General features: G+C 56.8%; 23 protein-coding genes. 8 read left to right on the top strand and 15 right to left on the bottom strand.

What is annotated here, in order from left to right; genetic code table 11:
• Positions 1–10: 10 nt before the first annotated feature.
• From trpS to AC4IC4_RS21250, 12 genes are all read right to left on the bottom strand, one after another.
• Positions 11–1015: a tryptophan--tRNA ligase gene (gene trpS, locus AC4IC4_RS21195; protein ID WP_032648344.1), complete on the bottom strand. Its 1005-nt coding sequence runs from the start codon at positions 1013–1015 to the stop codon at positions 11–13.
• A complete protein-coding gene (gph, locus tag AC4IC4_RS21200; protein WP_491471833.1) occupies positions 1008–1769 on the bottom strand; it encodes a phosphoglycolate phosphatase in 762 nt (253 codons plus the stop codon). The genes trpS and gph overlap by 8 nt, the downstream gene beginning before the upstream one ends.
• On the bottom strand, positions 1762–2439 hold the full coding sequence (gene rpe, locus AC4IC4_RS21205) for a ribulose-phosphate 3-epimerase (RefSeq protein WP_024907923.1): 678 nt from the start codon (positions 2437–2439) through the stop codon (positions 1762–1764). The genes gph and rpe overlap by 8 nt, the downstream gene beginning before the upstream one ends.
• Before the next feature lie 41 nt (positions 2440–2480).
• Positions 2481–3293 (bottom strand): adenine-specific DNA-methyltransferase, encoded by an 813-nt coding sequence (gene dam, locus AC4IC4_RS21210; RefSeq protein ID WP_024907922.1) that lies wholly within the window; start codon positions 3291–3293, stop codon positions 2481–2483.
• 67 nt (positions 3294–3360) lie between these two features.
• Positions 3361–4677, bottom strand: coding sequence for a cell division protein DamX (gene damX / locus AC4IC4_RS21215; protein WP_491471834.1), 1317 nt, complete (start codon positions 4675–4677; stop codon positions 3361–3363).
• A gap of 92 nt (positions 4678–4769) precedes the next feature.
• Positions 4770–5858 (bottom strand): 3-dehydroquinate synthase, encoded by a 1089-nt coding sequence (aroB, locus tag AC4IC4_RS21220; RefSeq protein WP_024907920.1) that lies wholly within the window; start codon positions 5856–5858, stop codon positions 4770–4772.
• 57 nt (positions 5859–5915) lie between these two features.
• Entirely contained in the window at positions 5916–6437 is a 522-nt protein-coding gene (gene aroK / locus AC4IC4_RS21225; RefSeq protein ID WP_003861630.1) for a shikimate kinase AroK, read from the bottom strand.
• Positions 6438–6723: 286 nt separating this feature from the next.
• Positions 6724–7962, bottom strand: a complete 1239-nt coding sequence (gene hofQ / locus AC4IC4_RS21230) for a DNA uptake porin HofQ (protein WP_473701814.1) — start codon at positions 7960–7962, stop codon at positions 6724–6726.
• Positions 7874–8278, bottom strand: a complete 405-nt coding sequence (locus tag AC4IC4_RS21235) for a HofP DNA utilization family protein (protein WP_032645261.1) — start codon at positions 8276–8278, stop codon at positions 7874–7876. The genes hofQ and AC4IC4_RS21235 overlap by 89 nt, the downstream gene beginning before the upstream one ends.
• Complete coding sequence (locus AC4IC4_RS21240) at positions 8268–8723, bottom strand: HofO family protein (protein ID WP_032648333.1); 456 nt, start codon at positions 8721–8723, stop codon at positions 8268–8270. The genes AC4IC4_RS21235 and AC4IC4_RS21240 overlap by 11 nt, the downstream gene beginning before the upstream one ends.
• 3 nt (positions 8724–8726) lie before the next feature.
• Entirely contained in the window at positions 8727–9221 is a 495-nt protein-coding gene (locus tag AC4IC4_RS21245; protein ID WP_491471835.1) for a PilN domain-containing protein, read from the bottom strand.
• Complete coding sequence (locus tag AC4IC4_RS21250) at positions 9218–9994, bottom strand: DNA utilization protein HofM (protein ID WP_491471836.1); 777 nt, start codon at positions 9992–9994, stop codon at positions 9218–9220. The genes AC4IC4_RS21245 and AC4IC4_RS21250 overlap by 4 nt, the downstream gene beginning before the upstream one ends.
• A gap of 120 nt (positions 9995–10114) precedes the next feature.
• Between AC4IC4_RS21250 and mrcA the strand changes: the two genes are divergently transcribed.
• Positions 10115–12667: a peptidoglycan glycosyltransferase/peptidoglycan DD-transpeptidase MrcA gene (mrcA, locus tag AC4IC4_RS21255; protein ID WP_491471837.1), complete on the top strand. Its 2553-nt coding sequence runs from the start codon at positions 10115–10117 to the stop codon at positions 12665–12667.
• Between the two features lie 80 nt (positions 12668–12747).
• On the opposite strand, the gene nudE is transcribed toward mrcA, so the two are convergent.
• Positions 12748–13308 carry an ADP compounds hydrolase NudE gene (gene nudE / locus AC4IC4_RS21260; RefSeq protein WP_023333707.1) on the bottom strand — a complete coding sequence of 187 codons (561 nt, stop codon included), beginning with the start codon at positions 13306–13308 and terminating at the stop codon, positions 12748–12750.
• Between the two features lie 321 nt (positions 13309–13629).
• On the opposite strand from nudE, the gene AC4IC4_RS21265 reads away from it, so the two are divergent.
• From AC4IC4_RS21265 to pckA, 5 genes are all read left to right on the top strand, one after another.
• Entirely contained in the window at positions 13630–15765 is a 2136-nt protein-coding gene (locus AC4IC4_RS21265) for an intracellular growth attenuator family protein (protein WP_024907914.1), read from the top strand.
• Positions 15766–15832: 67 nt separating this feature from the next.
• Entirely contained in the window at positions 15833–16516 is a 684-nt protein-coding gene (gene yrfG / locus AC4IC4_RS21270; RefSeq protein WP_032648326.1) for a GMP/IMP nucleotidase, read from the top strand.
• A complete protein-coding gene (gene hslR, locus AC4IC4_RS21275; protein ID WP_023333710.1) occupies positions 16513–16914 on the top strand; it encodes a ribosome-associated heat shock protein Hsp15 in 402 nt (133 codons plus the stop codon). Before yrfG ends, hslR begins: the two co-directional genes overlap by 4 nt.
• Positions 16915–16931: 17 nt before the next feature.
• Complete coding sequence (gene hslO, locus AC4IC4_RS21280; RefSeq protein ID WP_161495995.1) at positions 16932–17816, top strand: Hsp33 family molecular chaperone HslO; 885 nt, start codon at positions 16932–16934, stop codon at positions 17814–17816.
• 357 nt (positions 17817–18173) lie between these two features.
• On the top strand, positions 18174–19793 hold the full coding sequence (gene pckA / locus AC4IC4_RS21285; protein WP_491471838.1) for a phosphoenolpyruvate carboxykinase (ATP): 1620 nt from the start codon (positions 18174–18176) through the stop codon (positions 19791–19793).
• 65 nt (positions 19794–19858) lie between these two features.
• Here pckA and envZ read toward each other — a convergent pair whose 3' ends face one another.
• Together envZ and ompR are read right to left on the bottom strand one after the other, a co-directional pair.
• On the bottom strand, positions 19859–21205 hold the full coding sequence (gene envZ / locus AC4IC4_RS21290) for a two-component system sensor histidine kinase EnvZ (protein WP_008503047.1): 1347 nt from the start codon (positions 21203–21205) through the stop codon (positions 19859–19861).
• Positions 21202–21921 (bottom strand): osmolarity response regulator transcription factor OmpR, encoded by a 720-nt coding sequence (gene ompR / locus AC4IC4_RS21295; RefSeq protein ID WP_001157751.1) that lies wholly within the window; start codon positions 21919–21921, stop codon positions 21202–21204. Before ompR ends, envZ begins: the two co-directional genes overlap by 4 nt.
• A gap of 228 nt (positions 21922–22149) precedes the next feature.
• On the opposite strand from ompR, the gene greB reads away from it, so the two are divergent.
• Complete coding sequence (greB, locus tag AC4IC4_RS21300) at positions 22150–22623, top strand: transcription elongation factor GreB (RefSeq protein WP_014885539.1); 474 nt, start codon at positions 22150–22152, stop codon at positions 22621–22623.
• Positions 22624–22709: 86 nt separating this feature from the next.
• Positions 22710–25040, top strand: a complete 2331-nt coding sequence (locus tag AC4IC4_RS21305) for a Tex family protein (RefSeq protein ID WP_032648325.1) — start codon at positions 22710–22712, stop codon at positions 25038–25040.
• Positions 25041–25096 lie beyond the last annotated feature (56 nt).

Genomic DNA, 25096 nt, shown 5'->3' on the forward strand with positions numbered 1-25096 from the left:
GCAAGCAGACTCAAGGCTTCGCAACAAACCCAATCGCGTTGTATACCGCTTTCAGGGTTTCGGACGCGCGCGCGCTGGCTTTTTCCGCGCCCTCTTTCATCACCTTCTGCAGGAAGGCTTCGTCATTGCGATAGCGGTTATAGCGCTCCTGAAGCTCGGTCAGCATGCCGGAAACGGCGTCTGCCACTTCACCTTTCAGGTGGCCGTACATCTTGCCTTCGAAGTGCTGTTCCAGCTCAGGAATGCTCTGGCCGGTCACGCCGGAGAGGATATCCAGCAGGTTGGAGACGCCCGCTTTGTTCTGCACGTCGTAGCGCACAACAGGCGGCTCGTCGGAGTCGGTGACCGCGCGCTTGAGCTTTTTGACGACGGATTTCGGATCTTCCAGCAGGCCGATAACGTTGTTGCGGTTATCGTCAGACTTGGACATCTTTTTGGTCGGTTCCAGCAGCGACATCACGCGCGCGCCGGACTTCGGAATAAATGGCTCAGGCACTTTAAACACATCGCCGTAGATCGCGTTAAAGCGCTGGGCGATATCGCGGCTCAGCTCAAGATGCTGCTTCTGGTCTTCACCCACCGGGACCTGGTTTGTCTGGTACAGCAGGATGTCCGCCGCCATCAGCACCGGATAGTCAAACAGACCGGCGTTGATGTTTTCAGAGTAGCGCGCGGATTTATCCTTGAACTGGGTCATGCGGCTCAGCTCGCCGAAATAGGTGTAGCAGTTCAGCGCCCAGCCCAGCTGCGCGTGCTCCGGCACGTGAGACTGAACGAAGATGGTGCTTTTCTCAGGATCGATGCCGCAGGCCAGGTACAGCGCCAGCGTATCGAGAGTGGCTTTGCGCAGCTTCTCAGGATCCTGACGCGCGGTAATCGCATGGAGATCGACGATGCAGTAGATGCAATGGTAGTCATCCTGCATGCTGACCCACTGACGTAACGCACCCATGTAGTTACCAATGGTCAATTCACCTGAAGGCTGTGCGCCACTAAAAACGATGGGCTTAGTCATTATTCAATTCCTGATGTTCACTGTGCGAAAGCCCGAGTGCGGGCAACAAATCTTTGAAGTGGTCGAAGACCACATCCGGCTCACTTAGCGTGATGGCTTCACCGTAGTTGTAGCCATAGTTTAATCCGACGGAAGGACATCCTGCCGCTCGGGCAGCCAGAATATCATTGCGCGAATCCCCGACAAAGAGCAGCTCCGCGGGCGTTAAGGATAATTTTCCTGCCACCAGCAGCAGCGGTTCCGGATGCGGCTTTTTGTTCTGCACGTCATCGCCGCCCACAATCACGGAGAAATACTTCGCGATATCGAGCGCTTCCAGCAGAGGCGCAACGAACGGGGTTGGCTTGTTGGTCACCAGCCCCAGCGGGATGCCTTTCGCGTGCAGCGCACTCAGCGTTTCCTGAACGTCCGGGAACAGGAAGCTGCCCTCCTCGACGGTCTCTTCATAGAAACGATCGAACAGTTTGCGCAGAATACGCAGCTGCTCTTCCTGCGGAATGTCCGCGTGATCGACGCTCGGTTTACCCTGCGCGGAACGCTGTGACGCACGCTCCTGACGTGCCCACGTCAACGCGCGCTCCATCAGAACATCGGCGCCGTTGCCAATCCACGTGACGACACGCTCTTCACCCGCAACGGGGAGTTCAAGTGCATACAGCGCCTGGTCAACGGCGCTCGTTAAACCCGGCGCGCTGTCAACCAGCGTGCCGTCGAGGTCGAATGCCACACCCCGAATAGCCTGTAATTTATCCATGACTTACCTTCGCCAGCTCGCGGCGCATTTCATCAATGACTTTTTTGTAATCCGGTTGGTCGAAAATGGCTGAACCGGCAACAAACATATCCGCGCCCGCTGCCGCAATTTCACCAATGTTATTCACTTTCACACCGCCGTCCACTTCCAGACGAATATCGTAGCCTGACTCGTCAATACGACGGCGAACTTCACGCAGCTTATCCAGCGTGTGGGGGATAAACGACTGGCCGCCAAAGCCCGGGTTAACGGACATCAGCAGGATCACGTCCAGCTTGTCCATGACATAGTCGAGATAGCTCAGCGGCGTGGCCGGGTTAAACACCAGACCTGCTTTACAGCCGTTCTCTTTGATCAGCTGCAGCGTGCGGTCGACGTGTTCAGAGGCTTCCGGATGGAAAGTGATGATGCTGGCACCCGCCGCGGCGAAGTCAGGCACGATGCGGTCAACAGGCTTCACCATCAGGTGAACGTCGATCGGCGCGGTAATGCCATAGTTACGCAATGCCTTGAGCACCATTGGACCAATGGTCAGATTCGGAACGTAGTGGTTATCCATCACGTCGAAATGGACGACATCTGCGCCAGCCGCGAGAGCTTTGGCGGTATCTTCACCCAGACGGGCAAAATCGGCCGACAGAATTGAGGGAGCAATCAAAAACTGTTTCATCCGCTTCTCCTTGAAATGTGTTTACCGGCGGGCAAAACGGCTCAGGGGCGATAAAGAGCCAGGAGTTCGTCCACCTTTTTACGTGTGCCGCCGTTGCTGCTAATGCTACGCCGCACTTTGACCTGAAAATGCTTCGCGGCTTTGTACCATTCGCGCGTATCAGGGGTATCGTGATTCGAAATTAACACCGGAATTCTTTTGCTGACCAGCTTTTCCGCCATCTCCGCCAGACGAGCCTGTTCGGCAGGGCTGAAGCTGTTGGTGTGATAGGCGGTGAAGTTCGCCGTCGCAGACAGCGGCGCGTAAGGCGGGTCACAGTAAACCACCGAGTTTACGCCTGCCAGTTCCATACACTCTTCATAGGAGAGGCAATGAAACTCTGCGTTCTGCGCTTTTTCGGCAAAGTGATACAGCTCGTCCTGCGGAAAATACGGGCGCTTATAGCGACCAAAAGGCACGTTAAATTCCCCGCGCAGGTTATACCGGCACAGGCCGTTGTAACCATGTCGGTTGAGGTAGAGGAACAGCAGGGCTCTGCGGAACGGGTCCTGGCTCTGGTTAAACTCCGCGCGGTACTGGTAGTAAACGTCCGGGTTATTGTTCTCGGGCGTAAACAGTTTGCGCGCCTCGGCGACATACTCATCGGTACGCAGCTTAACGATGTTATAGAGGCTGATAAGGTCGCTGTTGATATCCGCCAGGATATAACGAGAAAAATCGGTGTTGAGGAACACCGATCCTGCACCCACGAAAGGTTCGATAAGACACTCGCCTTTAGGCAGGTGCTTTTTAATATCATCGAGCAGGGGGTATTTCCCCCCTGCCCATTTCAGAAAAGCGCGATTTTTTTTCATGCTGACTAACTGATTACACCTTCTCCAGCTGTGGAGAAAGCTCCGACAGCATCCTGCGCTTTAAACATTACTTCAGATCGGCCTGAACCTGATGAATCGGCTTCGCCCATGGGTTTTTCGCCTGAACATCAGCTGGCAGCGCCGCTACGGCACGTTTTGCTTCATCTTTGGACGAATAAACACCGCTCACCAGCACATACCACGGCTGACCGTTACGGGTCGTCTGATAAACAACGTAGTTTTTCAGATTTGATTTCTTCGCCCAGCTGTTGAGGTTGTCATAGTTAGACGAACTGCTCAGCTGTAGCGTGTAGTTGCTGGATGGCGCAGACTTCAGCGAGCCAACGTTACCTGCAGTTTTACCTGCTGCGCTGCTGGAGGCTGTTGCCGTGGCTGCTGGAGCCGTTGTTGCAGGCGCTGCTGTGGCAGCCGGTGCCGTGGTGGTCGCCGTGGCTTTCGGCGCAGTCTGCGTGACGGGCGCTTTAGCCGGCTCGCTCACCGCGGCCGTTTCGGTATGTTTCGGCTGGGCCGGAACAGCTTTTACTTCAGGCGCTTTAACAACTGCCTGAGGTTTGGTTTCACGCTTAGGCTCAATCACCGCCTGCTTGCGTTCAGGACGTGTCGCAGTCTGTGCCTGGCGCGGCTTGGTTTCCGTCGCGGCCGCTTGCGGCTGAGCGTTACCACCGCGAACCGGGGCAACGGTTGCAGGTTCAGTTGGCAGCGTAGAGTTAACCACAACGTTATCAACCTGCTGCTGGTTCTGCGGCTGCGTCAGCGCATTGTTCAGGTCTCCCTGAACTTCTACGCGCTGCTGGCCTTCAGGCGTAGCAGGTGACTGACCCTGAGCAGGGGTTGAAGAAACAGGCGGAAGAGAAACATCCTGCGGCGCTGTGGTGTTCCCTGCGGTCTGCTCTGCGGAAGTGGTACCCGGAGCAGGCTGCGCACCATTCGCCTGATTGGACGCATCGTTACCGGACAGGTTGATGCTCTTCTCAGCGGAAGCAGTTTGCTCGGTTGAGTTCGTTGACGGTGCTTTAAGCGCGGAGCCAATGCCGACAATCAGCAGCACAAGCACCAGAACGCCAAGGCCCATCATGATGTACTGGCGGGAAGCCGGTTTTGGCGCAGCGGCTTTTTTACGTTTACGCGGGCGACGCTCTACAGGCTGTTCGTCCATTGAATCTTCTTCGGACTCATAATCCTCTTCTTCTCGCTCCTCGTGCGCGTTGCGGCTACGCGAAGGGCGACGATCGTCTGCATCCAGATCAACATCGTCAAAGTTGATCTGCGGCTCGTTATCACGTTCTGAAGATTGACGAGAACGACCAGTACGACGATCGCTGGGATCGGGTTTCAGCTCGTCTTCTGGTTTGAATTCATCCATTTAACACCCCACTCAAAGGCTTATGCCAACGACTTTGCATTTCACCTGAAGCTAAACGACCACCTGCGACAGTGGCCTGACCTTTCTAGTTGTTACGCCTGCTGACAGTCAGCGATAGCGCCAAGAACGACATCGTGCGGCACTCCGCCGCGCACTTCACTCTTCCCTATTGCAAGCGGGAGTACAAGACGCATCTCGCCTGCCAATACTTTTTTATCGCGCATCATGTGGGGTAAATACGCTTGCGCCGACATCTCCTGCGGCCCGGTCACCGGCAAACCTGCACGCTCAAGCAGCGCAATGATGCGTGCCGTCTCTTCCGGCTTGAACTGCCCGAGACGTTCGGAGGTGCGAGCCGCCATCACCATGCCGGCCGCGACGGCTTCACCGTGCAGCCAGTTACCGTAGCCCATTTCGGCTTCAATCGCGTGACCAAACGTATGCCCAAGATTCAGTAAAGCACGTAAGCCCGTTTCACGCTCGTCTGCGGCAACAACTTCTGCTTTCAGCTCACAGCAACGACGAATGCAGTATGCCAGTTTAGCCTCATCCAGGCCCAGCAGCGCATCCATATTCTCTTCAAGCCAGCTAAAGAACTCGCCATCCAGAATAATGCCGTATTTGATCACTTCCGCCAGACCAGAAGCCAGCTCACGCTTCGGCAGCGTTTTCAGACAGTCGAGATCCACCACCACCGATGCGGGCTGGTAGAAGGCGCCAATCATGTTTTTACCGAGCGGATGGTTGACTGCCGTTTTGCCACCGACAGAGGAGTCGACCTGGGACAGCAACGTGGTCGGGATTTGAATAAAACGGACGCCACGTTGATAGCTTGCGGCCGCAAAACCGGTCAGATCGCCAACAACACCGCCGCCCAGGGCAAGCAGTGTTGTATCGCGACCGTGTGGTTTTTGCAGCAATGCGGTAAAGACGGTATCCAGTACCGTCAGGCTTTTATACTGCTCGCCATCGGGGAGAATCACACTGTCGACTTTTACGCCCGCCTGCTCAAGCAGGTGGCGTACGCGGTCGAGATAAAGCGGAGCCAGCGTCTCATTGGTGACCAGCATCGCCTGATCACCCGCTTTCAGTGGTAAAAAGGAAGCTGGGTCGTTAAACAAACCAGCCGCGATGGTGATAGGGTAACTACGTTCCCCGAGAGTAACTGTAATCCTCTCCATGACGCGACATCCACCTTTAATGCTTTTACCCGCAGGCGAGTGTATATAAAGCCAGAATCAGTTGCTTTCCAGCATATGAATAATCTGGTTTGCAACCACTTTAGCGCTCTGGTCGTCAGTACGAATGGTCACATCGGCAATCTCTTCATACAGCGGATTGCGTTCATCGGCCAACGCTTCCAGAACTTCGCGTGGTGGCGTTTCAACCTGCAGCAGCGGGCGCTTTTTATCGCGCTGCGTACGTGCCAGCTGTTTCTCGATAGTCGTCTCAAGATAGACCACTACGCCACGGGCGGAGAGACGGTTGCGGGTTTCGCGAGATTTCACAGAGCCGCCGCCTGTTGCCAGAACGATGCCCTGTTTTTCCGTGAGTTCGTTGATCACTTTTTCTTCTCGGTCACGGAAACCTTCTTCGCCTTCTACGTCGAAAACCCAGCCCACATCAGCTCCGGTTCGTTTCTCAATCTCTTGATCAGAATCGTAAAATTCCATATTGAGTTGTTGAGCTAACTGACGCCCAATAGTGCTTTTGCCGGCACCCATAGGCCCAACCAGAAAGATATTGCGTTTCTCTGCCATTTTATCGGTACTACTAAGACTATTCGTTAATGGTAATCCCCGCTGCGCAGACACCCGGCGTAGCAGGACATGAACTGAAACCTCATATGCAATAGAGCGAGAGTCAGACTAAAAATTATCTCAATACTCCGGCTTGTTTGGCAACTGATTAAATCACCGCGCCGGGCGCATAAGGTAATAAGACGTAAGTCCAACTCAAATCGGTACTCCTTGTATGCTAATTCATGCCCCACGTCAAACATCTGCAACAAACTGAATGCAAATTCATTGCGGGGATCGTTACCCGTCAGCGAATACCGACCAGACGTGGTGTAATAAACACCACTAACTCACGCCGTTCGTTGTCTTTCCCGTCATGGCGAAAAAGCTGACCAAGCCAGGGGATTTTTCCCAGCCCCGGCACGCTGTCACTGCCGGTTTTGTTCTTCTGCGAAAAAATTCCGCCCAACGCAAGCGTTTCTCCACTTTTTACCTCCACCTGGGTTTCTATCTCCTGTTTGTCGATCGCCAGCGTTTCGCCGTCCGCCTGCTGCAGAACCTGTCCCGGCATATTTTCGCTAATGTGCAATTTCAGGCGCACGCGCCCTCCCGGTAGCACCACCGGCGTGACCTCCATCCCTAATACCGCTTCCTTAAACTCAACGGAGGTTGCGCCGCTTTCACCGCTTGAGACCTGATACGGGATCTCACTCCCCTGCTTGATACTGGCCGGCTGCATATGCGAGGCCAGCAGCCGCGGGCTGGCGATGATATCGACCTGCTGTTTTTGCTCCAGCGCAGAGAGCTCCAGATCCAGCAGCCGACCATTGATCCGTCCGATGTTAAAACCCACGTGGCTGGTGGCGCTGGCGACGGAAAGATCGCTGCCAAGCGTGGTGAGCTGGCCAACCTTGCCCGCGTCGGTGGCGTCGGCGAGATTCCACTTCACTCCCAGCTCACGCAGGCTTTTTTCATTAATGGTCACAATGTGCGCCGCCAGCTCGACCTGTTCGACGGGAATATCCATCTGAGCGGCCCAGCGCTGCAGCGTCTCCACCACCGTCTGGTTATCCCGGATCAGCAGGCGGTTGGTGCGTTTGTCGACAGATAAACTCCCCTTCGGGCTCAGGAGTTTTTCCGCGGCTTTTTGCAGCTCTCCGGCATCGGCATAGGAAAAAGGGATAGTGTGAGACACCAGCGGCGCATCAAGCTGTCGACGCGCCCGCTCCTGTTCTGAACGTTCCTGCTGTTCACGCTGCCAGGCGGCGGTATGCACGTAAAAAATGCCGCCCTCCTCTCGTAAAACGAGGCCAGCGCTGGTGACAACCGTCCGTAACGCCTGCCGCCAGGGGACGCGCGTCAGGTTGAGCGAAATTGTGCCGTTAACATCAGGCGAGACCACCAGATTACGGTTCTCCTGTGCGACCAGGGCCTGTAACACCTGGACAACAGGAACGTCATCCACCACCAGCGTGACCGGTTTTGGCGCGGCGGCCCACAGCGGATGGCTGAACGCCAGCAGCCACAGCATTATCCGTAAATTCATTCTTATCCGTTCCTTCTCGTTGCCACGTCCATTTTTCTGGTTCACATGTGTCACCCACATCAACAACCAGTTCCGTTGCATTGATGGCTGTTATCGTCCAGCCTGCCGGGAAGCGCTCATGCGTTTTCAGCCGGTACCAGCGCTTTTGCCCATCCTGTAAAATGCCGATAGCCTGCTGCCCTCCCACCATGCCGCGATAGTGCCACTGCGCCAGCTCGCCAATGGCGCAGGGATCGTCCGGCGGGTGAAATGGATCGCGCATGCCGGTCAATAGCAGCGCTGAGCAAACCAGCAAATATCGCGCGCTATTTCGCATGTGCCAGCTCCAGCCACAGGCGCAACGCCGTACCTTGTGGCGAAATCGCAAAAGCGGCGATCTGCACATCCCGCTGCGCCAGCCGGGAAAAAAGCGCCGGAAGCGCCTGCCACTCAACCTCCAGCATCAGCTCCCCTCCGTTCTGCAGCGGCTTCCAGTGAATCAGCGTCGTGTTATCACCCTGAAAATCGAGCGGGGAAAAAGATATCAATTCCCGTGATTCCGGCGTTTCCGGACGAAACGGCACCTTTCTGACCGCAGGCCATAACGCTGCGTTAGCTCTCGTGTCCTGAATCAGCTGGCGCTGTCGTTCAGCACACTGCCTGTCTACCGGTCTGAGCAAGGTGCCCCACGCGGCCAGTCCTGCCAGGAGACTCCCCAGACACCAGAAGAGCACCCGATACCAGGGACGGCTTTCGCACCAGCGTTCTAACAGGGTATCCACGCGTTACCCCTCGCTTTTAAGCTGAAGCGTGAACATCCAGCGCCCCTGGCTGTCCCGCCGAAGCTCACCCGCCGTCCCGGGCGTAAAACCCGCTATTTGGCCAAGCGCATCGCGCAGAGCAGACAGGGCCGGCAGGGTTATGGCATACCCGCTCAGCATCAGAGCAGGAGGCTGATAGCGCAGCTCTGTCAGCCAGACCTGTGCCGGAATGGTGCGGGAAAGGTCTTCCAGCACCGGTTGCCATGCACGTCGTTGAAGTTCCTGCGCTGGCAGCTGCGCCTGTGAGGCGAGTCTCTGCCGGGAGAGAAGCACATGCTGCACGGCCTGCAGGCCCGTCAGATCCGTTTGCAGCGCGTGCAGCCTCATAAGAGGGTTCATCCGCAGACAGAAAATGGCCATGAAGATTAACAGTACGGTACCGACACACATTGCGCCCCAGAAACGCAGGCATCGCGCGCGTCGCTGCTGACGCCAGGGCAGAAAGTTCATGATGCTCATCCGGGCACCTCGCTCATGGCCAGCGCCAGCGCAACGGTATAATCAGCGCCGCAGTCCGGCAGCGGGGCATGGCAGCGTTCTAGGATTTCCCACGGGTCACGTCGGCTATCAAACAGCGCGATGTCATCCGAACCAAGCGCCAGCAGCGCCGCCAGCTCAGCCACATTGTCTGCTTCTGTGGTAAGGCGGCGTCCCCACTGGTGGCGCATCGCCCAGAGCCACTGCCGATCGTCCCGCCAGGCGATGCACGTCGCTGGTGCCACAGCAGGAAGAAGATTCGCCAGAGCGCTGGCATCCGGCGTAATGGTCATCAGCCGCAAACGCAGCGCCTTCGCCAGCGCCAGAAGGGTGTCAACCTCGTTGTTTTGTGCGGCTGTCACCTGAAAGGTATTGCTGAACGTATCCTGCACGTAATCGAAACAGAGCGTATCGGCAGACATCTCCAGTTCGCGGGCGAGCGCGGCGCCAAGCCATGAGAGCTGCTCGCTGTCGCGCAGCGCAACGGTCGGACGGGCAAGCGACCGCTGCAGGGTGCGTGCAGCCGGGAAAGAGAGGAACGCCCGGTGGTAGTGCGGCAGCGTTTTTCGCCAGTCGCGTAACGCATCAACCAGCTGTTCTGGCTGATAAATTTTGCCGTCACAAATAATGCCTTCGGCCAGCGGGATTGCCCACCAGCGCCGCAAACACCAGCCGGACTTCTCCCGGGCCAGTGCGACGATCAGCACCCTATCCTGTTGAATATGAATGCCCGTTTGCCATGTTTTGAAAGCCATGCTTCACGATCTCCTTATCGCCCGTCACCCTGACGGCTATATCAATGAATCAGGCTTGCCTTTATACTACCGCGCGATTGTTTAGAAACTGCCCAAGTGAAACCAAATGGGAAATCTCCGGTGAAGTTCGTAAAGTATTTATTCATCCTTGCAGTCTGTTGCATTCTGCTGGGAGCAGGCTCGATTTACGGTTTGTACAAATATATTGAGCCACAGCTACCTGATGTCGCCACGCTTCGCGATGTGCGACTCCAGATCCCGATGCAAGTCTATAGCGCCGATGGCGAGCTCATGGCGCAGTATGGCGAGAAGCGTCGTATTCCGCTGACCTTAAACCAAATTCCCCCCGTGATGGTGAAAGCCTTTATCGCCACGGAGGACAGCCGTTTTTACGAGCACCACGGTGTCGATCCTGTGGGGATTTTCCGTGCCGCGAGCATTGCGCTGTTCTCTGGTCACGCCTCTCAGGGAGCGAGTACCATTACGCAGCAGCTGGCGCGTAACTTCTTCCTCAGCCCTGAAAAGACGCTGATACGTAAGATCAAAGAGGTGTTCCTTGCGATCCGTATTGAACAGCTGCTGAGCAAAGACGAAATCCTTGAGCTGTACCTCAACAAAATCTACCTGGGCTACCGCGCTTATGGCGTGGGGGCTGCCGCACAGGTGTACTTCGGTAAGCCTGTTGAGCAACTCACCTTAAGCGAAATGGCAACCATTGCCGGTCTGCCAAAAGCGCCGTCCACGTTTAACCCGCTCTACTCGCTCGATCGCGCCACCGCGCGTCGGAACGTCGTCCTGTCACGTATGCTGAGCGAAGGCTACATCAGCCAGAGCGAGTACGAGCAGGCGCGTAACGATGTCATTGACGCTAACTACCACGCCCCTGAGATCGCCTTCGCCTCCCCTTACCTGACCGAGATGGTTCGCCAGGAGATGGTGAATCGTTATGGCGACAAGGCCTATGAAGATGGCTATCGCGTGTACACCACCGTCACCCGCAAAGTTCAGCAGGCGGCGCAGGAAGCGGTACGCAACAACGTGATGGACTACGATATGCGTCACGGCTATCGCGGCCCGTCAAACGTGCTGTGGAAAGTGGGCGAAAGCGCGTGGGACAGCAAAAAAATCACCAGTACGCTGAAGGCGCTGCCAACCTACGGTCCGCTCCTTCCTGCCGTGGTGACGCAGGCCGATCCTCAGGAGGCCGTTGCGACGCTTGCGGACGGTACCTCCGTCTCCCTGCGTATGGACGGTATCCGCTGGGCGCGTCCGTACCGCTCGGATACGCTGCAGGGCGCCACGCCGCGTAAAGTGACCGACGCGGTACAAACCGGGCAGCAAATCTGGGTGCGCAAGGTAGGTGAATCCTGGTGGCTGGCGCAGGTGCCGGACGTCAACTCGGCCCTGGTTTCTATCAACCCGCAGAACGGCGCCGTCCTGGCTCTGGTCGGCGGGTTTGATTTCAACCAGAGCAAATTTAACCGCGCCACCCAGGCGCTGCGTCAGGTCGGTTCCAATATCAAACCGTTCCTCTACACGGCAGCGATGGATAAGGGCTTGACCCTCGCCAGCATCCTTAACGACGTGCCAATTTCCCGCTGGGATGCCGGTGCCGGTTCCGACTGGCAGCCGAAGAACTCCCCTGCAGAGTATGCCGGTCCTATTCGTCTTCGTCAGGGCCTGGGACAGTCGAAAAACGTGGTGATGGTACGCGCCATGCGCGCGATGGGCGTCGACTATGCCGCAGAGTATCTGCAGCGCTTCGGCTTCCCGGCGCAGAATATCGTTCGCACCGAGTCGCTGGCGTTGGGCTCAGCCTCCTTTACGCCGCTTCAGGTCGCACGCGGTTACTCGGTGATGGCCAACGGCGGCTTCCTGATTGACCCGTACTTCATCAGCAAGATCGAGAACGACCAGGGCGGCGTGCTGTTTGAAGCGAAGCCGAAAATTGCCTGCCCTGACTGCGATATTCCAGTCATTTATGGCAATACGCCGAAATCCGACGTGCTTGAAAACAAGGACATGGAAGACCCGGCCGTGTCGCAGGAGCAGCAGAACGGCGTTGTGCCGCAGCCGCAGCTGGAACAGGCGAACCAGGCGCTGGTGGCGCAGACCGGTGCGCAGCAGTATGCCCCGCATGTGATCAACACGCCGCTGTCGTTCCTGATCAAAAGCGCGCTGAACACCAACATCTTCGGTGAACCGGGCTGGCAGGGTACCGGCTGGCGTGCAGGACGTGATTTGCAGCGCCATGATATCGGCGGTAAAACGGGGACAACCAACAGCTCGAAAGACGCGTGGTTCTCCGGTTACGGGCCGGGCGTGGTGACATCGGTCTGGATCGGCTTCGACGATCACCGCCGCGACTTAGGTCGTACCACGGCCTCCGGCGCGATTAAAGATCAGATTTCCGGCTACGAAGGCGGAGCGAAGAGCGCGCAACCAGCCTGGGACGCCTATATGAAGTCCGTTCTTGAAGGCGTGCCGGAGCAGCCGCTGACGCCACCGCCAGGTGTGGTGACGGTCAATATCGACCGCAGTACGGGTCAGCTCGCCAACGGCGGTAACAGTCGCGAAGAGTATTTCATTGAGGGCACCCAGCCAACCACACAGGCGGTGCACGAGGTGGGTACAGAGATCATTGACAACGGCGAAACGCACGAGCTGTTCTAAACATAAAAATGCCCGGTAAAAACCGGGCAAAGCATCGTAGGCCGGGTAAGGCGAAGCCGTCACCCGGCTTTTTTTATGGCCTACAGCCGCCCCTGCCCCTTCAGCCACTCCCGAACCAGGAACAGCGCGCTCACGTTGCGAGCCTCATTAAAGTCAGGGTCTTCCAGCAGATCCATCAGGTGCGCCAGCGGCCAGCGAACCTGCGGCAGCGGCTCCGGCTCATCCCCTTCGAGAGATTCAGGGTAGAGATCTTCAGCGACCACAATATTCATTTTGCTGGAAAAATAAGACGGCGCCATGCTCAGTTTTTTCAGGAATGAAAGCTCATTCGCCCCGAAACCGACCTCTTCTTTCAGCTCGCGGTTTGCCGCTTCAAAGACGGTTTCACCCGGATCGATAAGCCCTTTCGAGAACCCAAGCTCGTAAGATTCCGTTCCTACAGCATATTCGCGGATCAAAATCAGATGATCGTCGATAATGGGAATAATCATCACCGCTTCGCGCGACGAGGGGCGCATACGTTCATAAACGCGACGCACACCGTTGCTGAACTCCAGGTCCACACTTTCAACATTAAACAGCCGCGATTTGGCGACAGTTTCAACGTTCAGAATGGTGGGTTTTTGTAGTGGTTTGCTCATCGTGATGGGTCTTAGCAGTGAGAACTGGGGTTATTGTGCGATACGCCGCACGGTTTCGGCAATGTCAATTGTTCTGTATTTACATTTGTGCAACGTAGCAGGAATCAATCCTCAATTCAAAACAAATGTCAAGAGGTTGAAATGTTTCCAGGAATTTGCTGATATCGCGCCATAACAGGCTTTGCTATCATCACCGGTCACTGGGATGCGCTTCAGAATGCTCAAGTTCGACTCCATACTTGCCGATAGCCAACCACAGACACTCATTCAATGTAAAGGTGCTACTGACTACACCTGTAAGATAAGTAAGATGGGGAAAGCATGAGCACCATTTTGATTGTTCTCGCTGCTATGCTGGCCGGCGCATTGGTTGCAGGGTGGATGTACAGGCGCCGCGTACAGCGCCGTTATCGTCTGCCCTTTTTAAATGCATTTGCGGGCGCGACCACGCGTAAACTCACGCAAGACGAGCGCGATGCAGTTGAAAACTATCTCGAAATCCTGAACCGTTCTCAGCTCACGCCTGGGCCAACGGGAGCTACCGCCGCACCCGTCGCGCTAAAGCTCAATGCGCAAAGTGATACCGTGCTCTGCGTGACGCGCTCCATCACGCGCTATGGCATCACCACTGATGACCCCAACAAATGGCGCTATTACCTGGATTCCGTCGAAGTGCATCTCCCTCCGTCCTGGGAGCAATACATTAATGACGAAAACAGCGTTGAGCTGATTCACACCGATTCGTTGCCCCTGGTTATCTCGCTTAACGGCCACACGCTGAATGAATACCTTCAGGAAGCCCCGCGTTTTGCGCTGGAACGTGCGAGTTCAACGCAGGCTTCCATTCGTGGCGAAGAGACTGAGCAGATCGAACTGCTGAATATTCGCCAGGAGACGCATGAAGAGTACGCCCTGAGCCGCCCGGACGGCATTCGTGAAGCGCTTCTGATCGTCTCCGCCTTCCTGCTCTTTTTTGTCTGTCTACTGACGCCGGATGTGTTTGTCCCCTGGCTGGCGGGAGGCGCGGTGCTGCTGCTGGCGGCCGGGCTTTGGGGTCTCTTTGCCCCGCCGGCCAAAACCTCGTTGCGCGAGATCCACTGCCTGCGCGGTACGCCAAAGCGCTGGGGCCTGTTCGGTGAAAACGATCAGGAACATCTCAATAATATTTCGCTCGGTATTATCGATCTGATCTACCCGCGCCACTGGCAACCGTGGATTGCGCAGGACCTGGGTCAGAAAACGGATATTGATATCTATCTTGACCGCCACGTCGTGCGTCAGGGGCGCTTCTTGTCCCTGCATGATGAAGTGAAAAATTTCCCGCTTCAGCACTGGCTTCGCAGCACGGTCATTGCCGGAGGCGCGGCGCTGGTCTTAGTCATGCTGCTGCTTTTCGTGCCGCTGGATATGCCCATCAAATTCACCCTGTCGTGGATCAAAGGGGCGCAAACCATCGAAGCGACCAGCGTCAACAAGCTGGATGAAGCCGGTGTGCGCGTGGGGGACACGCTGCGCCTGAAGGGTACCGGGATGTGTAATATTCACACCCCGGGGGCGTGGAACACCCGCCAGAATTCGCCGTTTATGCCGTTCGACTGCTCGCAAATTATCTGGAACGACGCGCCGCCGCTGCCGCTGCCGGAATCCGAAGTGGTGAATAAAGCCACGGCCCTTACCCAGACGGTGAACCGCCAGCTGCACCCGAAAACGGACGATGACTCGCGTGTCAGCCCCGCGCTGCGCTCGGCCATTCAGAAATCAGGCATGGTTCTGCTGGATGATTTTGGTGACATCGTCCTGAAAACGCAGGATTTATGCTCCTCTCAGGATGAGTGCATACGTCTTAAAAACGCCCTGGTAAACCTGGGTAACAGTAAAGACTGGGACTCGCTGGTGAAACGCGCCGAAGCGGGACGACTGGACGGTGTTAACGTGCTGCTGCGTCCGGTGAGCGCTGAATCGCTGGATAACCTGGTCGCCACCTCCACCTCGCCGTTCATGATGCGCGAGACCACCCGTGCGGCTCAGGCGCTGAACAGCCCGGCACCGGGCGGGTTTGTGATTGTCAGCGATGAAGGCAGCGACCTGGTCGATCAGCCTTACCCGCAGGTTGCGCTTTATGACTACCCGGCGCAGGAGCAGTGGAGCCAATTCCAGCGTCTGGCACAGATGCTGATGCAAACGCCGTTCAGCGCCGAAGGGATTGTCACAAGCCTGTACACCGATGCCAACGGCACTCGCCATATCGGCCTGCACCGGATGCCGGATAGCGCAGGGCTGTGGCGTTACGTTGGCACCTCTTTGCTGATGACCGCGATGCTGATTGCCATTTTCTGGAACGGTTTTATGGCCCTGCGCCGCTACCAGCGCTCACGCACCCGGCTTGCCGACATCCAGCAGTATTATGAAAACTGCCTCAATCCTAAGCTGATCCCCTCGTCTGAGAGCCTGATCTGATAACGTCGTTGCGCGACAAGATGTGCTACCCTGTCGCGCACGTTTCTTCTGGCTGGAGTTCCCCCTTATGCACCTTGATATCGCCTGGCAGGAGGTTGATACCGTTCTGCTGGATATGGACGGCACGCTGCTCGATCTCGCCTTTGATAACTATTTCTGGCAAACGCTGGTTCCTGAAACCTATGGCGAGCAGCAGGGGATCTCCCCGACAGAAGCGCAGGCATTCATTCGTTCGCAATATAGCGCGGTCCAACATACGCTAAACTGGTACTGTCTTGACTACTGGAGCGAACGCCTCGGTCTGGATATTTGTGCCATGACCACCGCCCAGGGTCCACGCGCCGTATTGCGCGAGGATACGGTTCCGTTCCTGGATGCGCTGAAAGCAAGCGGCAAGCGCCGTATTTTACTGACCAACGCGCATCCACATAATCTGGCGGTGAAGCTGGAGCATACGGGTCTGGCGTCGCACCTTGATTTATTACTTTCCACCCACACATTTGGTTATCCGAAAGAGGATCAGCGGTTGTGGCATGCGGTGAAGGAAGAGACGGGTTTGCAGCCAGAACGTACGCTGTTCATTGATGACAGCGAGCCCATTCTGGATTCCGCGGCAAAGTTTGGCATCCGCTACTGTTTGGGCGTTACCAATCCTGACTCTGGCCTGGCTGAAAAAAGCTATCTGCGCCACCCTGGACTGAACGACTATCGCCAGATGATCCCCTCACTGACCGTGAAGGAGACGCCATGAAAGAAAAACCCTCTGACGGGGTAAGACTGGATAAATGGCTGTGGGCGGCGCGTTTTTATAAAACGCGCGCCCTTGCCCGCGAGATGGTTGACGGCGGAAAAGTGCATTACAACGGCCAGCGCAGCAAACCGAGCAAGCTGGTTGAGCTGAATGCCACCTTAACGCTGCGTCAGGGCAACGATGAACGTACGGTAGTGATTAAAGCCATTACCGAACAACGTCGACCCGCAACGGAAGCCGTACTGCTTTATGAAGAGACGGCGGAGAGCATTGAAAAGCGCGAGAAGACCGCGCTGGCGCGCAAAATGAACGCGCTGACGATGCCTCACCCGGACCGGCGACCGGATAAAAAAGAGCGCCGCGACCTGATGAAATTTAAACACGGTGAGACTGAATAACCTCACCCGCACGAGAGATGAAAATGGCCCAACACGACCAATTACACCGCTATCTGTTTGAACAATTCGCCGTGCGCGGCGAGCTGGTCACCGTATCTGAAACCTGGAAACAGATTCTGGAAAACCACAACTACCCGCTGCCGGTGAAGACCCTGTTGGGCGAACTGCTGGTTGCCACCAGCCTGCTGACGGCGACGCTGAAGTTTGCCGGTGATATCACCGTGCAGCTGCAGGGTGACGGCCCGATGACGCTGGCGGTCATTAACGGCAATAACCAGCAGCAGATGCGCGGCGTCGCGCGCGTTCAGGGCGACGTGCCTGAAAATGCAGACCTCAAAACGCTGGTGGGTAATGGCTACCTGGTGATCACCATCTCCCCTGAGGAAGGTGAGCGCTATCAGGGCGTGGTGGGTCTGGAAGGCGATACCCTGGCGGCCTGCCTGGAAGATTACTTCATGCGTTCTGAACAGCTGCCGACGCGTCTGTTCATCCGCACCGGTGAAGTGGACGGTCAGCCTGCTGCGGGCGGTATGCTGCTGCAGGTTCTGCCTGCGCAGGACGCACAGACCAATGACTTTGAGCACCTGGCGACGCTGACAGAAACCATCAAAGCGGAAGAGTTGTTCAACCTGTCAGCGACTGACGTGCTGTGGCGTCTGTACCACGAAGAAGAAGTGACCGTTTACGACCCGCAGTCAGTGGAATTTAAGTGTACCTGCTCCCGCGAACGCTGCGCTGGCGCACTGAAAACCCTCCCGGATGAAGAGATCGACAGCATCATGGCGGAAGACGGTGAAATTGATATGCACTGTGACTACTGCGGTACGCACTATGTGTTCAATTCAATGGATATCGCTGAGATCCGCAATAACGCCTCCCCGGCAGATCCACAGGTTCACTAAACCTCTTTCCCCTCACCCTACCCCTCTCCCCTTTCGGGAGAGGGCTGGGGTGAGGGGGAAAACTCCCCCCAAGCTGAATCGTTTTCCCTATGTAACTCTTACGTAATTTTCTTACGTGTATGCGATTACATTCACATTCCTTCCGATAAAATCACCAGTCTTTAACCTTTTAGGAACATTTTCCCCACCCAAAAAGCGATTCCTGCGATAATCCGCCTGCGCTGTGACTGGAGTCGCAGCGTTTTCCGTTAGTAAGGGTTTTGTCCAGATGCATGAATCTATGAGCCCCGTCGCGGTAAACAACCCCAGAAAAACCCTACAATTTCAGGCAGTACATATTGGCTAAGGAGCAGTGATATGCGTGTTACTGGTTTAACCCCGCAAGATCTCAAGGCTTATGGTATTCACGACGTCCAGGAAATCGTCTACAACCCCGACTACGATACGCTGTATCAGGAAGAGCTCAATCCAGCACTGGAAGGATACGAGCGTGGTGTGTTGACGAATCTTGGTGCTATCGCCGTCGATACCGGTATCTTTACCGGTCGTTCGCCGAAAGATAAGTATATCGTCCGAGACGAAACCACCCGCGATACGCTGTGGTGGGCTGACAAGGGCAAAGGGAAGAACGACAATAAACCGCTCTCTCCGGAAACCTGGCAGCACCTGAAAGGGCTCGTCACCCATCAACTTTCCGGCAAGCGTTTGTTTATTGTCGACGCTTTCTGCGGCGCTAACGCCGACACCCGTCTCTCCGTACGTTTTATCACCGAAGTGGCCTGGCAGGCGCATTTCGTGAAAAACATGTTTATTCGTCCAACCGACGAAGAGCTGCAGGACTTCACCCCTGATTTCATCGTGATGAACGGCGCGAAATGCACCAACCCACAGTGGAAAGAGCAGGATCTGAACTCCGAAAACTTTGTTGCCTTCAACCTGACCGAGCGTATCCAGCTGATCGGCGGTACCTGGTACGGCGGCGAAATGAAGAAAGGGATGTTCTCGGTCATGAACTACCTGCTGCCGCTGCGGGGCATCGCCTCCATGCACTGCTCGGCGAACGTCGGTGAAAAAGGCGACGTGGCGGTCTTCTTCGGCCTGTCCGGCACCGGGAAAACGACTCTGTCCACCGATCCAAAACGTCGTCTGATTGGCGATGACGAACACGGCTGGGATGACGACGGCGTATTCAACTTTGAAGGCGGCTGCTACGCGAAGACCATTCGCCTGTCTGAAGAGGCCGAGCCGGATATCTTCCACGCGATCCGTCGCGATGCGCTGCTGGAAAACGTCACTGTGCGTGCCGACGGCTCCATCGACTTCGACGATGCGTCGAAAACGGAAAACACCCGCGTCTCTTACCCGATCTACCACATCGACAATATCGTGAAGCCGGTGTCAAAAGCGGGTCATGCCACGAAGGTTATTTTCCTGACGGCGGATGCGTTCGGCGTGCTGCCTCCGGTGTCTCGCCTGACGGCCAGCCAGACGCAGTACCACTTCCTCTCCGGTTTCACCGCCAAGCTGGCGGGTACCGAGCGCGGCGTGACGGAGCCAACCCCAACCTTCTCCGCCTGCTTCGGCGCAGCCTTCCTGTCACTGCACCCGACGCAGTACGCTGAAGTGCTGGTGAAACGCATGCAGGCATCCGGCGCGCAGGCATACCTGGTGAACACCGGCTGGAACGGCACCGGCAAACGTATCTCCATCAAAGATACCCGCGCCATTATCGACGCCATTCTGGATGGTTCTCTGGACGACGCCGAAACCTTCACGCTGCCGATGTTTGACCTGGCGATCCCAACGTCGCTGCCGGGTGTGGATACGCATATCCTCGACCCGCGCAATACGTACGGTTCGCCGGAGCAGTGGCGTGAGAAAGCGGAATCGCTGGCGAAGCTGTTTATCGAGAACTTCGAGAAGTATACCGATACCCCGGCGGGTGCTGCGCTGGTGAGTGCGGGTCCAAAACTGTAGTCCATGTCGGGTGGCGGCTTCGCCTTACCCGACCTACAAAAAGGGTGGCTCGTGCCACCCTTTTTTCAACTCTCTTTCACCTGCCCCCGCGTCACCGGAACCGGCAACCAGGCGCGAATGCTCAACCCACCCCGCTCGCTGGTGCCAATCTCCAGCAACCCGTTATGGTTATCCACAATACGTTGCACAATCGCCAGGCCTAAGCCTGTACCGCTGGTGCTGCGCGCGCTGTCACCGCGCACAAACGGCTGGAACAGATGCTTACGCTGCTCGGGCTTGATGCCCGGACCGTCGTCTTCCACCTGGAACCAGGCGCGGTTGAGCTCAGACCCGCTGCTGACTTTGATCCAGCCGTTACCATAGCGCGCCGCGTTAACCACCATGTTGGCCACCGCGCGTTTAATGGAGAGCGGGTGCATACGTACCTGGATCTCGCCCGCCTGGAGGTCGGTATCGATCTCGCGCTCGTAGCCGCTTTCCGCCGCCACCACTTCGCCCAGCACCGCGTTCAGATCCGCCATCTCCATCGGCATCTCCTGACCGGTACGCAGGTAGTCGATGAACTGCTCGATGATGGCGTTACACTCTTCGATGTCCTTATTGATGGACTCGGCAAGATAACCGTCTTCTTCTCCCATCATTTCCGTCGCCAGACGGATACGCGTTAGCGGCGTGCGTAGGTCATGGCTGACGCCTGCCATCAGCAGCGTACGGTCATCCGCCAGCTGCTTCACGCCTGCCGCCATATGGTTAAACGCGCGCGTCACCGAGCGGACTTCCGAGGCGCCATACTCGCGTAGCGGAGGAGGAATAATCCCTTTACCGACCTGCAGCGCAGCGTGCTCCAGGTCGACCAGCGGTCGGTTCTGTATACGGATAAATAGCCACGCGCCGCCTATCGCCAGCAGCATAATCGCCAGGGTGTAGCGGAACAGCGGCGAGAAGTCGCCCTGATGGATTTCGGTCAGCGGGACGCGCACCCAGATATTGGGTGACAGCCAGGTTTTCAGCCAGACGACGGGCGAGCTCTTGTTGACCTCAACGCGCACTTCCGTCGGGCCGCCCAGCTGCTGCGCCATCTGCTGGCTGAGGAATTCATAGTGCTGCGCCCAGCGCAGGCCAGCGTCTTCCGCCGCTTCATTCGAGTAGAGCGAAATGCCCAGTTCACGGTAGATTTCACGGCGAAACGCCGGGGGAACGACGAGCTGCGTGCCGTCCTCCAGCTGCAGTTTATCGGTCATCAGCATACGGACTTCGTAGGCCAGGACCTTATTAAACTGCTGGAGGCTCGGCAGGATTGCAAAGTTCAGCACCACCAGATAGGTCGTCACCAGGCTGACGAACAGCAGGGTGACGATCAGTAACAGGGTGCGGGCAAACGAGCTACGCGGCGAGAAGCGCATTCGCCTCATGCTTTAGAGCCGTCCGGGACGAACACGTAGCCCAGACCCCATACGGTCTGAATATAACGAGGATGCGCCGGATCTTCTTCCACCATGCGGCGCAGGCGGGAGATCTGAACGTCAATAGAGCGTTCCATTGCGGAGTATTCGCGACCGCGCGCCAGGTTCATCAGCTTGTCACGGGAAAGCGGTTCACGCGGGTGGCTGACCAGCGCTTTCAGGACCGCAAACTCGCCGCTGGTGAGCGGCATTGGCTCGTCTTCACGGAACATCTCGCGCGTACCGAGGTTCAGCTTGAACTTGCCGAAGGCGATGACGGCTTCTTCCTGCGACGGCGCGCCAGGCAGTTCGTTAGCCTGACGGCGAAGGACAGCGCGAATACGCGCCAGCAGTTCACGCGGGTTAAACGGTTTTGGAATATAGTCGTCGGCGCCGATTTCGAGGCCCACGATACGGTCAACTTCTTCTCCCTTCGCCGTCACCATGATGATCGGCATCGGGTTGCTCTGGCTGCGCAGACGGCGGCAGATAGAAAGCCCGTCTTCGCCAGGCAGCATCAGGTCGAGAACCATCAGGTGGAAAGATTCACGGGTCAGCAGACGGTCCATCTGCTCAGCGTTCGCGACGCTACGAACCTGGAAGCCCTGCTCGGTCAGATAACGTTCCAGCAGCGCACGCAGGCGCATGTCGTCATCCACGACCAGAATTTTGTAGTTCTCTTGCATTGTGTGTACTCCCAAAGGTTCGGATAGTCTTTGTAACAGCGTATTCTAAAAAAGTGCACGTATTCGACCAGTTAATTCTGGTATAAATTCTAGTCGAAATTGTTACAAAGCATATTTAACAGCAGCTTATCTGTTCATTTCATCACATAAATCATTATTAATCCTGTCTGTTACACTGTGTGGTACGTATTGTGCGCAAGACAGAAAACCGGCAGCAAAGGCTTTACCATGAAAACGCCCCTGATCACCCGCGAAGGGTATGAGAAGCTCAAAAAAGAGATGGATTACCTCTGGCGCGAAGAGCGTCCTGAAGTGACCAAAAAAGTGACCTGGGCCGCGAGCCTGGGCGATCGCAGCGAAAACGCTGACTACCAGTACAACAAAAAGCGGCTGCGCGAAATTGACCGCCGGGTTCGCTATCTGACGAAGTGCCTCGAGAATCTCAAAATTGTCGATTACTCACCGCAGCAGGAGGGCAAAGTGTTCTTCGGCGCGTGGGTGGAGATTGAAAACGACGACGGCGACACCCTGCGCTTTCGCATTGTCGGCTACGATGAAATTTTTGGTCGTAAGGATTACATCTCCATCGACTCGCCGATGGCTCGCGCGCTGTTGAAAAAGGAAGTGGGCGATCTGGCCGTCGTGCAAACCCCAGCCGGCGAAGCCAGCTGGTACGTCAATGAGATCGTCTACGTAAAATAGTCCGAGAGCGCCCTCCCCGGCTGGCATTTTGCCGTGTCAGCCCGTATAACTATCCCCTGATTTTTGACCCACAAGATGATAAAGCCATGATGAAAGATTCGCTCTGCCGCATTATTGCGGGTGATATTCAGGCCAGAGCCGAACAGGTAGAAGCTGCCGTTCGCCTGCTTGATGAAGGGAACACCGTGCCATTTATTGCACGCTATCGTAAGGAAGTCACCGGCGGTCTGGATGACACGCAACTGCGTAACCTGGAGACTCGTCTCGGTTATCTGCGCGAACTGGAAGAACGTCGTCAGGCGATCCTCAAGTCCATCGGCGAACAGGGCAAGCTGACCAGCGATCTGGAAAGCGCCATCAACGGCACCCTGAGCAAAACCGAACTCGAAGACCTCTATCTGCCGTATAAACCGAAGCGCCGCACGCGCGGGCAGATTGCGATTGAAGCGGGTCTTGAGCCGCTGGCCGACCTGCTGTGGAACGAGCCGTCCCACGATCCGGATACCGAAGCGGCGAAATTTATCGACGCTGACAAAGGCGTAGCGGACACCAGGGCCGCCCTCGACGGCGCACGCTACATTCTGATGGAGCGCTTCGCCGAAGACGCCGCCCTGCTCGCCAAAGTGCGTGATTACCTGTGGAAGAACGCCCACATCGTCTCTACCGTCGTCGCGGGTAAAGAGGAAGAAGGCGCGAAATTCCGCGACTACTTCGATCACCACGAACCGATCTCTACCGCCCCTTCCCACCGCGCGCTAGCGATGTTCCGCGGCCGCAACGAAGGCGTGCTGCAGCTCTCCCTGAACGCCGACCCGCAGTTTGACGAGCCGCCGAAAGAGAGCCACTGCGAGCAGATCATCATCGACCATCTTGGCCTGCGCCTGAACAACGCCCCGGCGGACAGCTGGCGCAAAGGCGTGGTGAGCTGGACCTGGCGCATCAAGGTGCTGATGCACCTCGAAACCGAGCTGATGGGCACCGTGCGCGAGCGCGCCGAAGATGAAGCGATTAACGTCTTCGCCCGTAACCTGCACGACCTGCTGATGGCCGCTCCTGCTGGCCTGCGCGCCACCATGGGTCTCGATCCGGGTCTGCGCACCGGTGTAAAAGTCGCTGTGGTTGACGGCACCGGCAAGCTGGTGGCTACCGATACCATTTATCCGCACACTGGCCAGGCAGCGAAAGCGGCCGTGGTAGTGGCGGCGCTGTGCGAAAAATACAACGTCGAGCTGGTTGCCATCGGCAACGGTACGGCCTCACGTGAGACCGAGCGTTTCTACCTCGACGTGCAGAAGCAGTTCCCGAAAGTGACGGCGCAGAAAGTGATCGTCAGCGAAGCGGGGGCATCCGTCTATTCCGCATCCGAGCTGGCGGCACAGGAGTTCCCGGACCTGGACGTTTCCCTGCGCGGTGCGGTCTCTATCGCTCGCCGCCTGCAGGATCCGCTGGCGGAACTGGTGAAGATCGACCCGAAATCCATCGGCGTGGGCCAGTATCAGCACGACGTGAGCCAGACGCAGCTGGCGCGCAAGCTGGATGCTGTCGTGGAAGACTGCGTTAACGCCGTCGGCGTTGACCTGAACACCGCCTCCGTTCCGCTGCTGACCCGCGTGGCGGGCTTAACCCGCATGATGGCGCAGAACATCGTCGCCTGGCGTGACGAGAACGGCCAGTTCCAGAACCGTCAGCAGTTGCTGAAGGTCAGCCGTCTGGGGCCAAAAGCCTTTGAGCAGTGCGCGGGCTTCCTCCGCATCAACCACGGCGATAACCCGCTGGATGCCTCTACCGTTCACCCGGAAGCGTACCCTGTGGTGGAGCGTATTCTGGCCGCCACCCAGCAGGCCCTGAAAGATCTCATGGGCGACAGCAGCGCTCTGCGCAATCTGAAAGCCGTTGATTTCACCGATGACAAATTTGGTGTCCCAACCGTTACCGACATTATCAAAGAGCTGGAAAAGCCGGGCCGCGATCCGCGTCCTGAGTTCAAAACGGCGACCTTTGCTGACGGCGTGGAAACCATGAACGACCTGCTGCCCGGCATGGTGCTGGAAGGCGCGGTGACCAACGTCACCAACTTTGGCGCGTTTGTGGATATCGGCGTGCATCAGGACGGTCTGGTCCATATCTCCTCCCTTGCCGACAAGTTCGTTGAAGACCCGCACACCGTGGTCAAAGCGGGCGACATCGTGAAGGTCAAAGTGCTGGAAGTGGACCTGCAGCGCAAGCGTATCGCCCTGACCATGCGTCTGGACGAACAGCCGGGTGACACCAACGCGCGCCGTGGCGGAAACGGCGGTGGCCGCGAGCAGCAGCGTCCGGCCGCGAAAGCAGCAAAACCGCGCGGACGTGATGCCCAGCCTGCAGGCAACAGCGCGATGATGGATGCGCTGGCGGCAGCGATGGGTAAGAAACGCTAAACCCTCACCCTAACCCTCTCCCCACAGGGGAGAGGGAATAATAATAATATCGTGCC

Source organism: Enterobacter sp. Taxon_2 (genome assembly GCF_058355295.1).

Coding starts and splice junctions, on each gene's coding strand:
- trpS (WP_032648344.1), bottom strand. CDS start 1,015: ATGACTAAGCCCATCGTTTTTAGTGGCGCACAGCCTTCAGGTGAATTG.
- gph (WP_491471833.1), bottom strand. CDS start 1,769: ATGGATAAATTACAGGCTATTCGGGGTGTGGCATTCGACCTCGACGGC.
- rpe (WP_024907923.1), bottom strand. CDS start 2,439: ATGAAACAGTTTTTGATTGCTCCCTCAATTCTGTCGGCCGATTTTGCC.
- dam (WP_024907922.1), bottom strand. CDS start 3,293: ATGAAAAAAAATCGCGCTTTTCTGAAATGGGCAGGGGGGAAATACCCC.
- damX (WP_491471834.1), bottom strand. CDS start 4,677: ATGGATGAATTCAAACCAGAAGACGAGCTGAAACCCGATCCCAGCGAT.
- aroB (WP_024907920.1), bottom strand. CDS start 5,858: ATGGAGAGGATTACAGTTACTCTCGGGGAACGTAGTTACCCTATCACC.
- aroK (WP_003861630.1), bottom strand. CDS start 6,437: ATGGCAGAGAAACGCAATATCTTTCTGGTTGGGCCTATGGGTGCCGGC.
- hofQ (WP_473701814.1), bottom strand. CDS start 7,962: ATGAATTTACGGATAATGCTGTGGCTGCTGGCGTTCAGCCATCCGCTG.
- AC4IC4_RS21235 (WP_032645261.1), bottom strand. CDS start 8,278: ATGCGAAATAGCGCGCGATATTTGCTGGTTTGCTCAGCGCTGCTATTG.
- AC4IC4_RS21245 (WP_491471835.1), bottom strand. CDS start 9,221: ATGAGCATCATGAACTTTCTGCCCTGGCGTCAGCAGCGACGCGCGCGA.
- AC4IC4_RS21250 (WP_491471836.1), bottom strand. CDS start 9,994: ATGGCTTTCAAAACATGGCAAACGGGCATTCATATTCAACAGGATAGG.
- nudE (WP_023333707.1), bottom strand. CDS start 13,308: ATGAGCAAACCACTACAAAAACCCACCATTCTGAACGTTGAAACTGTC.
- AC4IC4_RS21265 (WP_024907914.1), top strand. CDS start 13,630: ATGAGCACCATTTTGATTGTTCTCGCTGCTATGCTGGCCGGCGCATTG.
- yrfG (WP_032648326.1), top strand. CDS start 15,833: ATGCACCTTGATATCGCCTGGCAGGAGGTTGATACCGTTCTGCTGGAT.
- hslR (WP_023333710.1), top strand. CDS start 16,513: ATGAAAGAAAAACCCTCTGACGGGGTAAGACTGGATAAATGGCTGTGG.
- hslO (WP_161495995.1), top strand. CDS start 16,932: ATGAAAATGGCCCAACACGACCAATTACACCGCTATCTGTTTGAACAA.
- pckA (WP_491471838.1), top strand. CDS start 18,174: ATGCGTGTTACTGGTTTAACCCCGCAAGATCTCAAGGCTTATGGTATT.
- envZ (WP_008503047.1), bottom strand. CDS start 21,205: ATGAGGCGAATGCGCTTCTCGCCGCGTAGCTCGTTTGCCCGCACCCTG.
- ompR (WP_001157751.1), bottom strand. CDS start 21,921: ATGCAAGAGAACTACAAAATTCTGGTCGTGGATGACGACATGCGCCTG.
- greB (WP_014885539.1), top strand. CDS start 22,150: ATGAAAACGCCCCTGATCACCCGCGAAGGGTATGAGAAGCTCAAAAAA.
- AC4IC4_RS21305 (WP_032648325.1), top strand. CDS start 22,710: ATGATGAAAGATTCGCTCTGCCGCATTATTGCGGGTGATATTCAGGCC.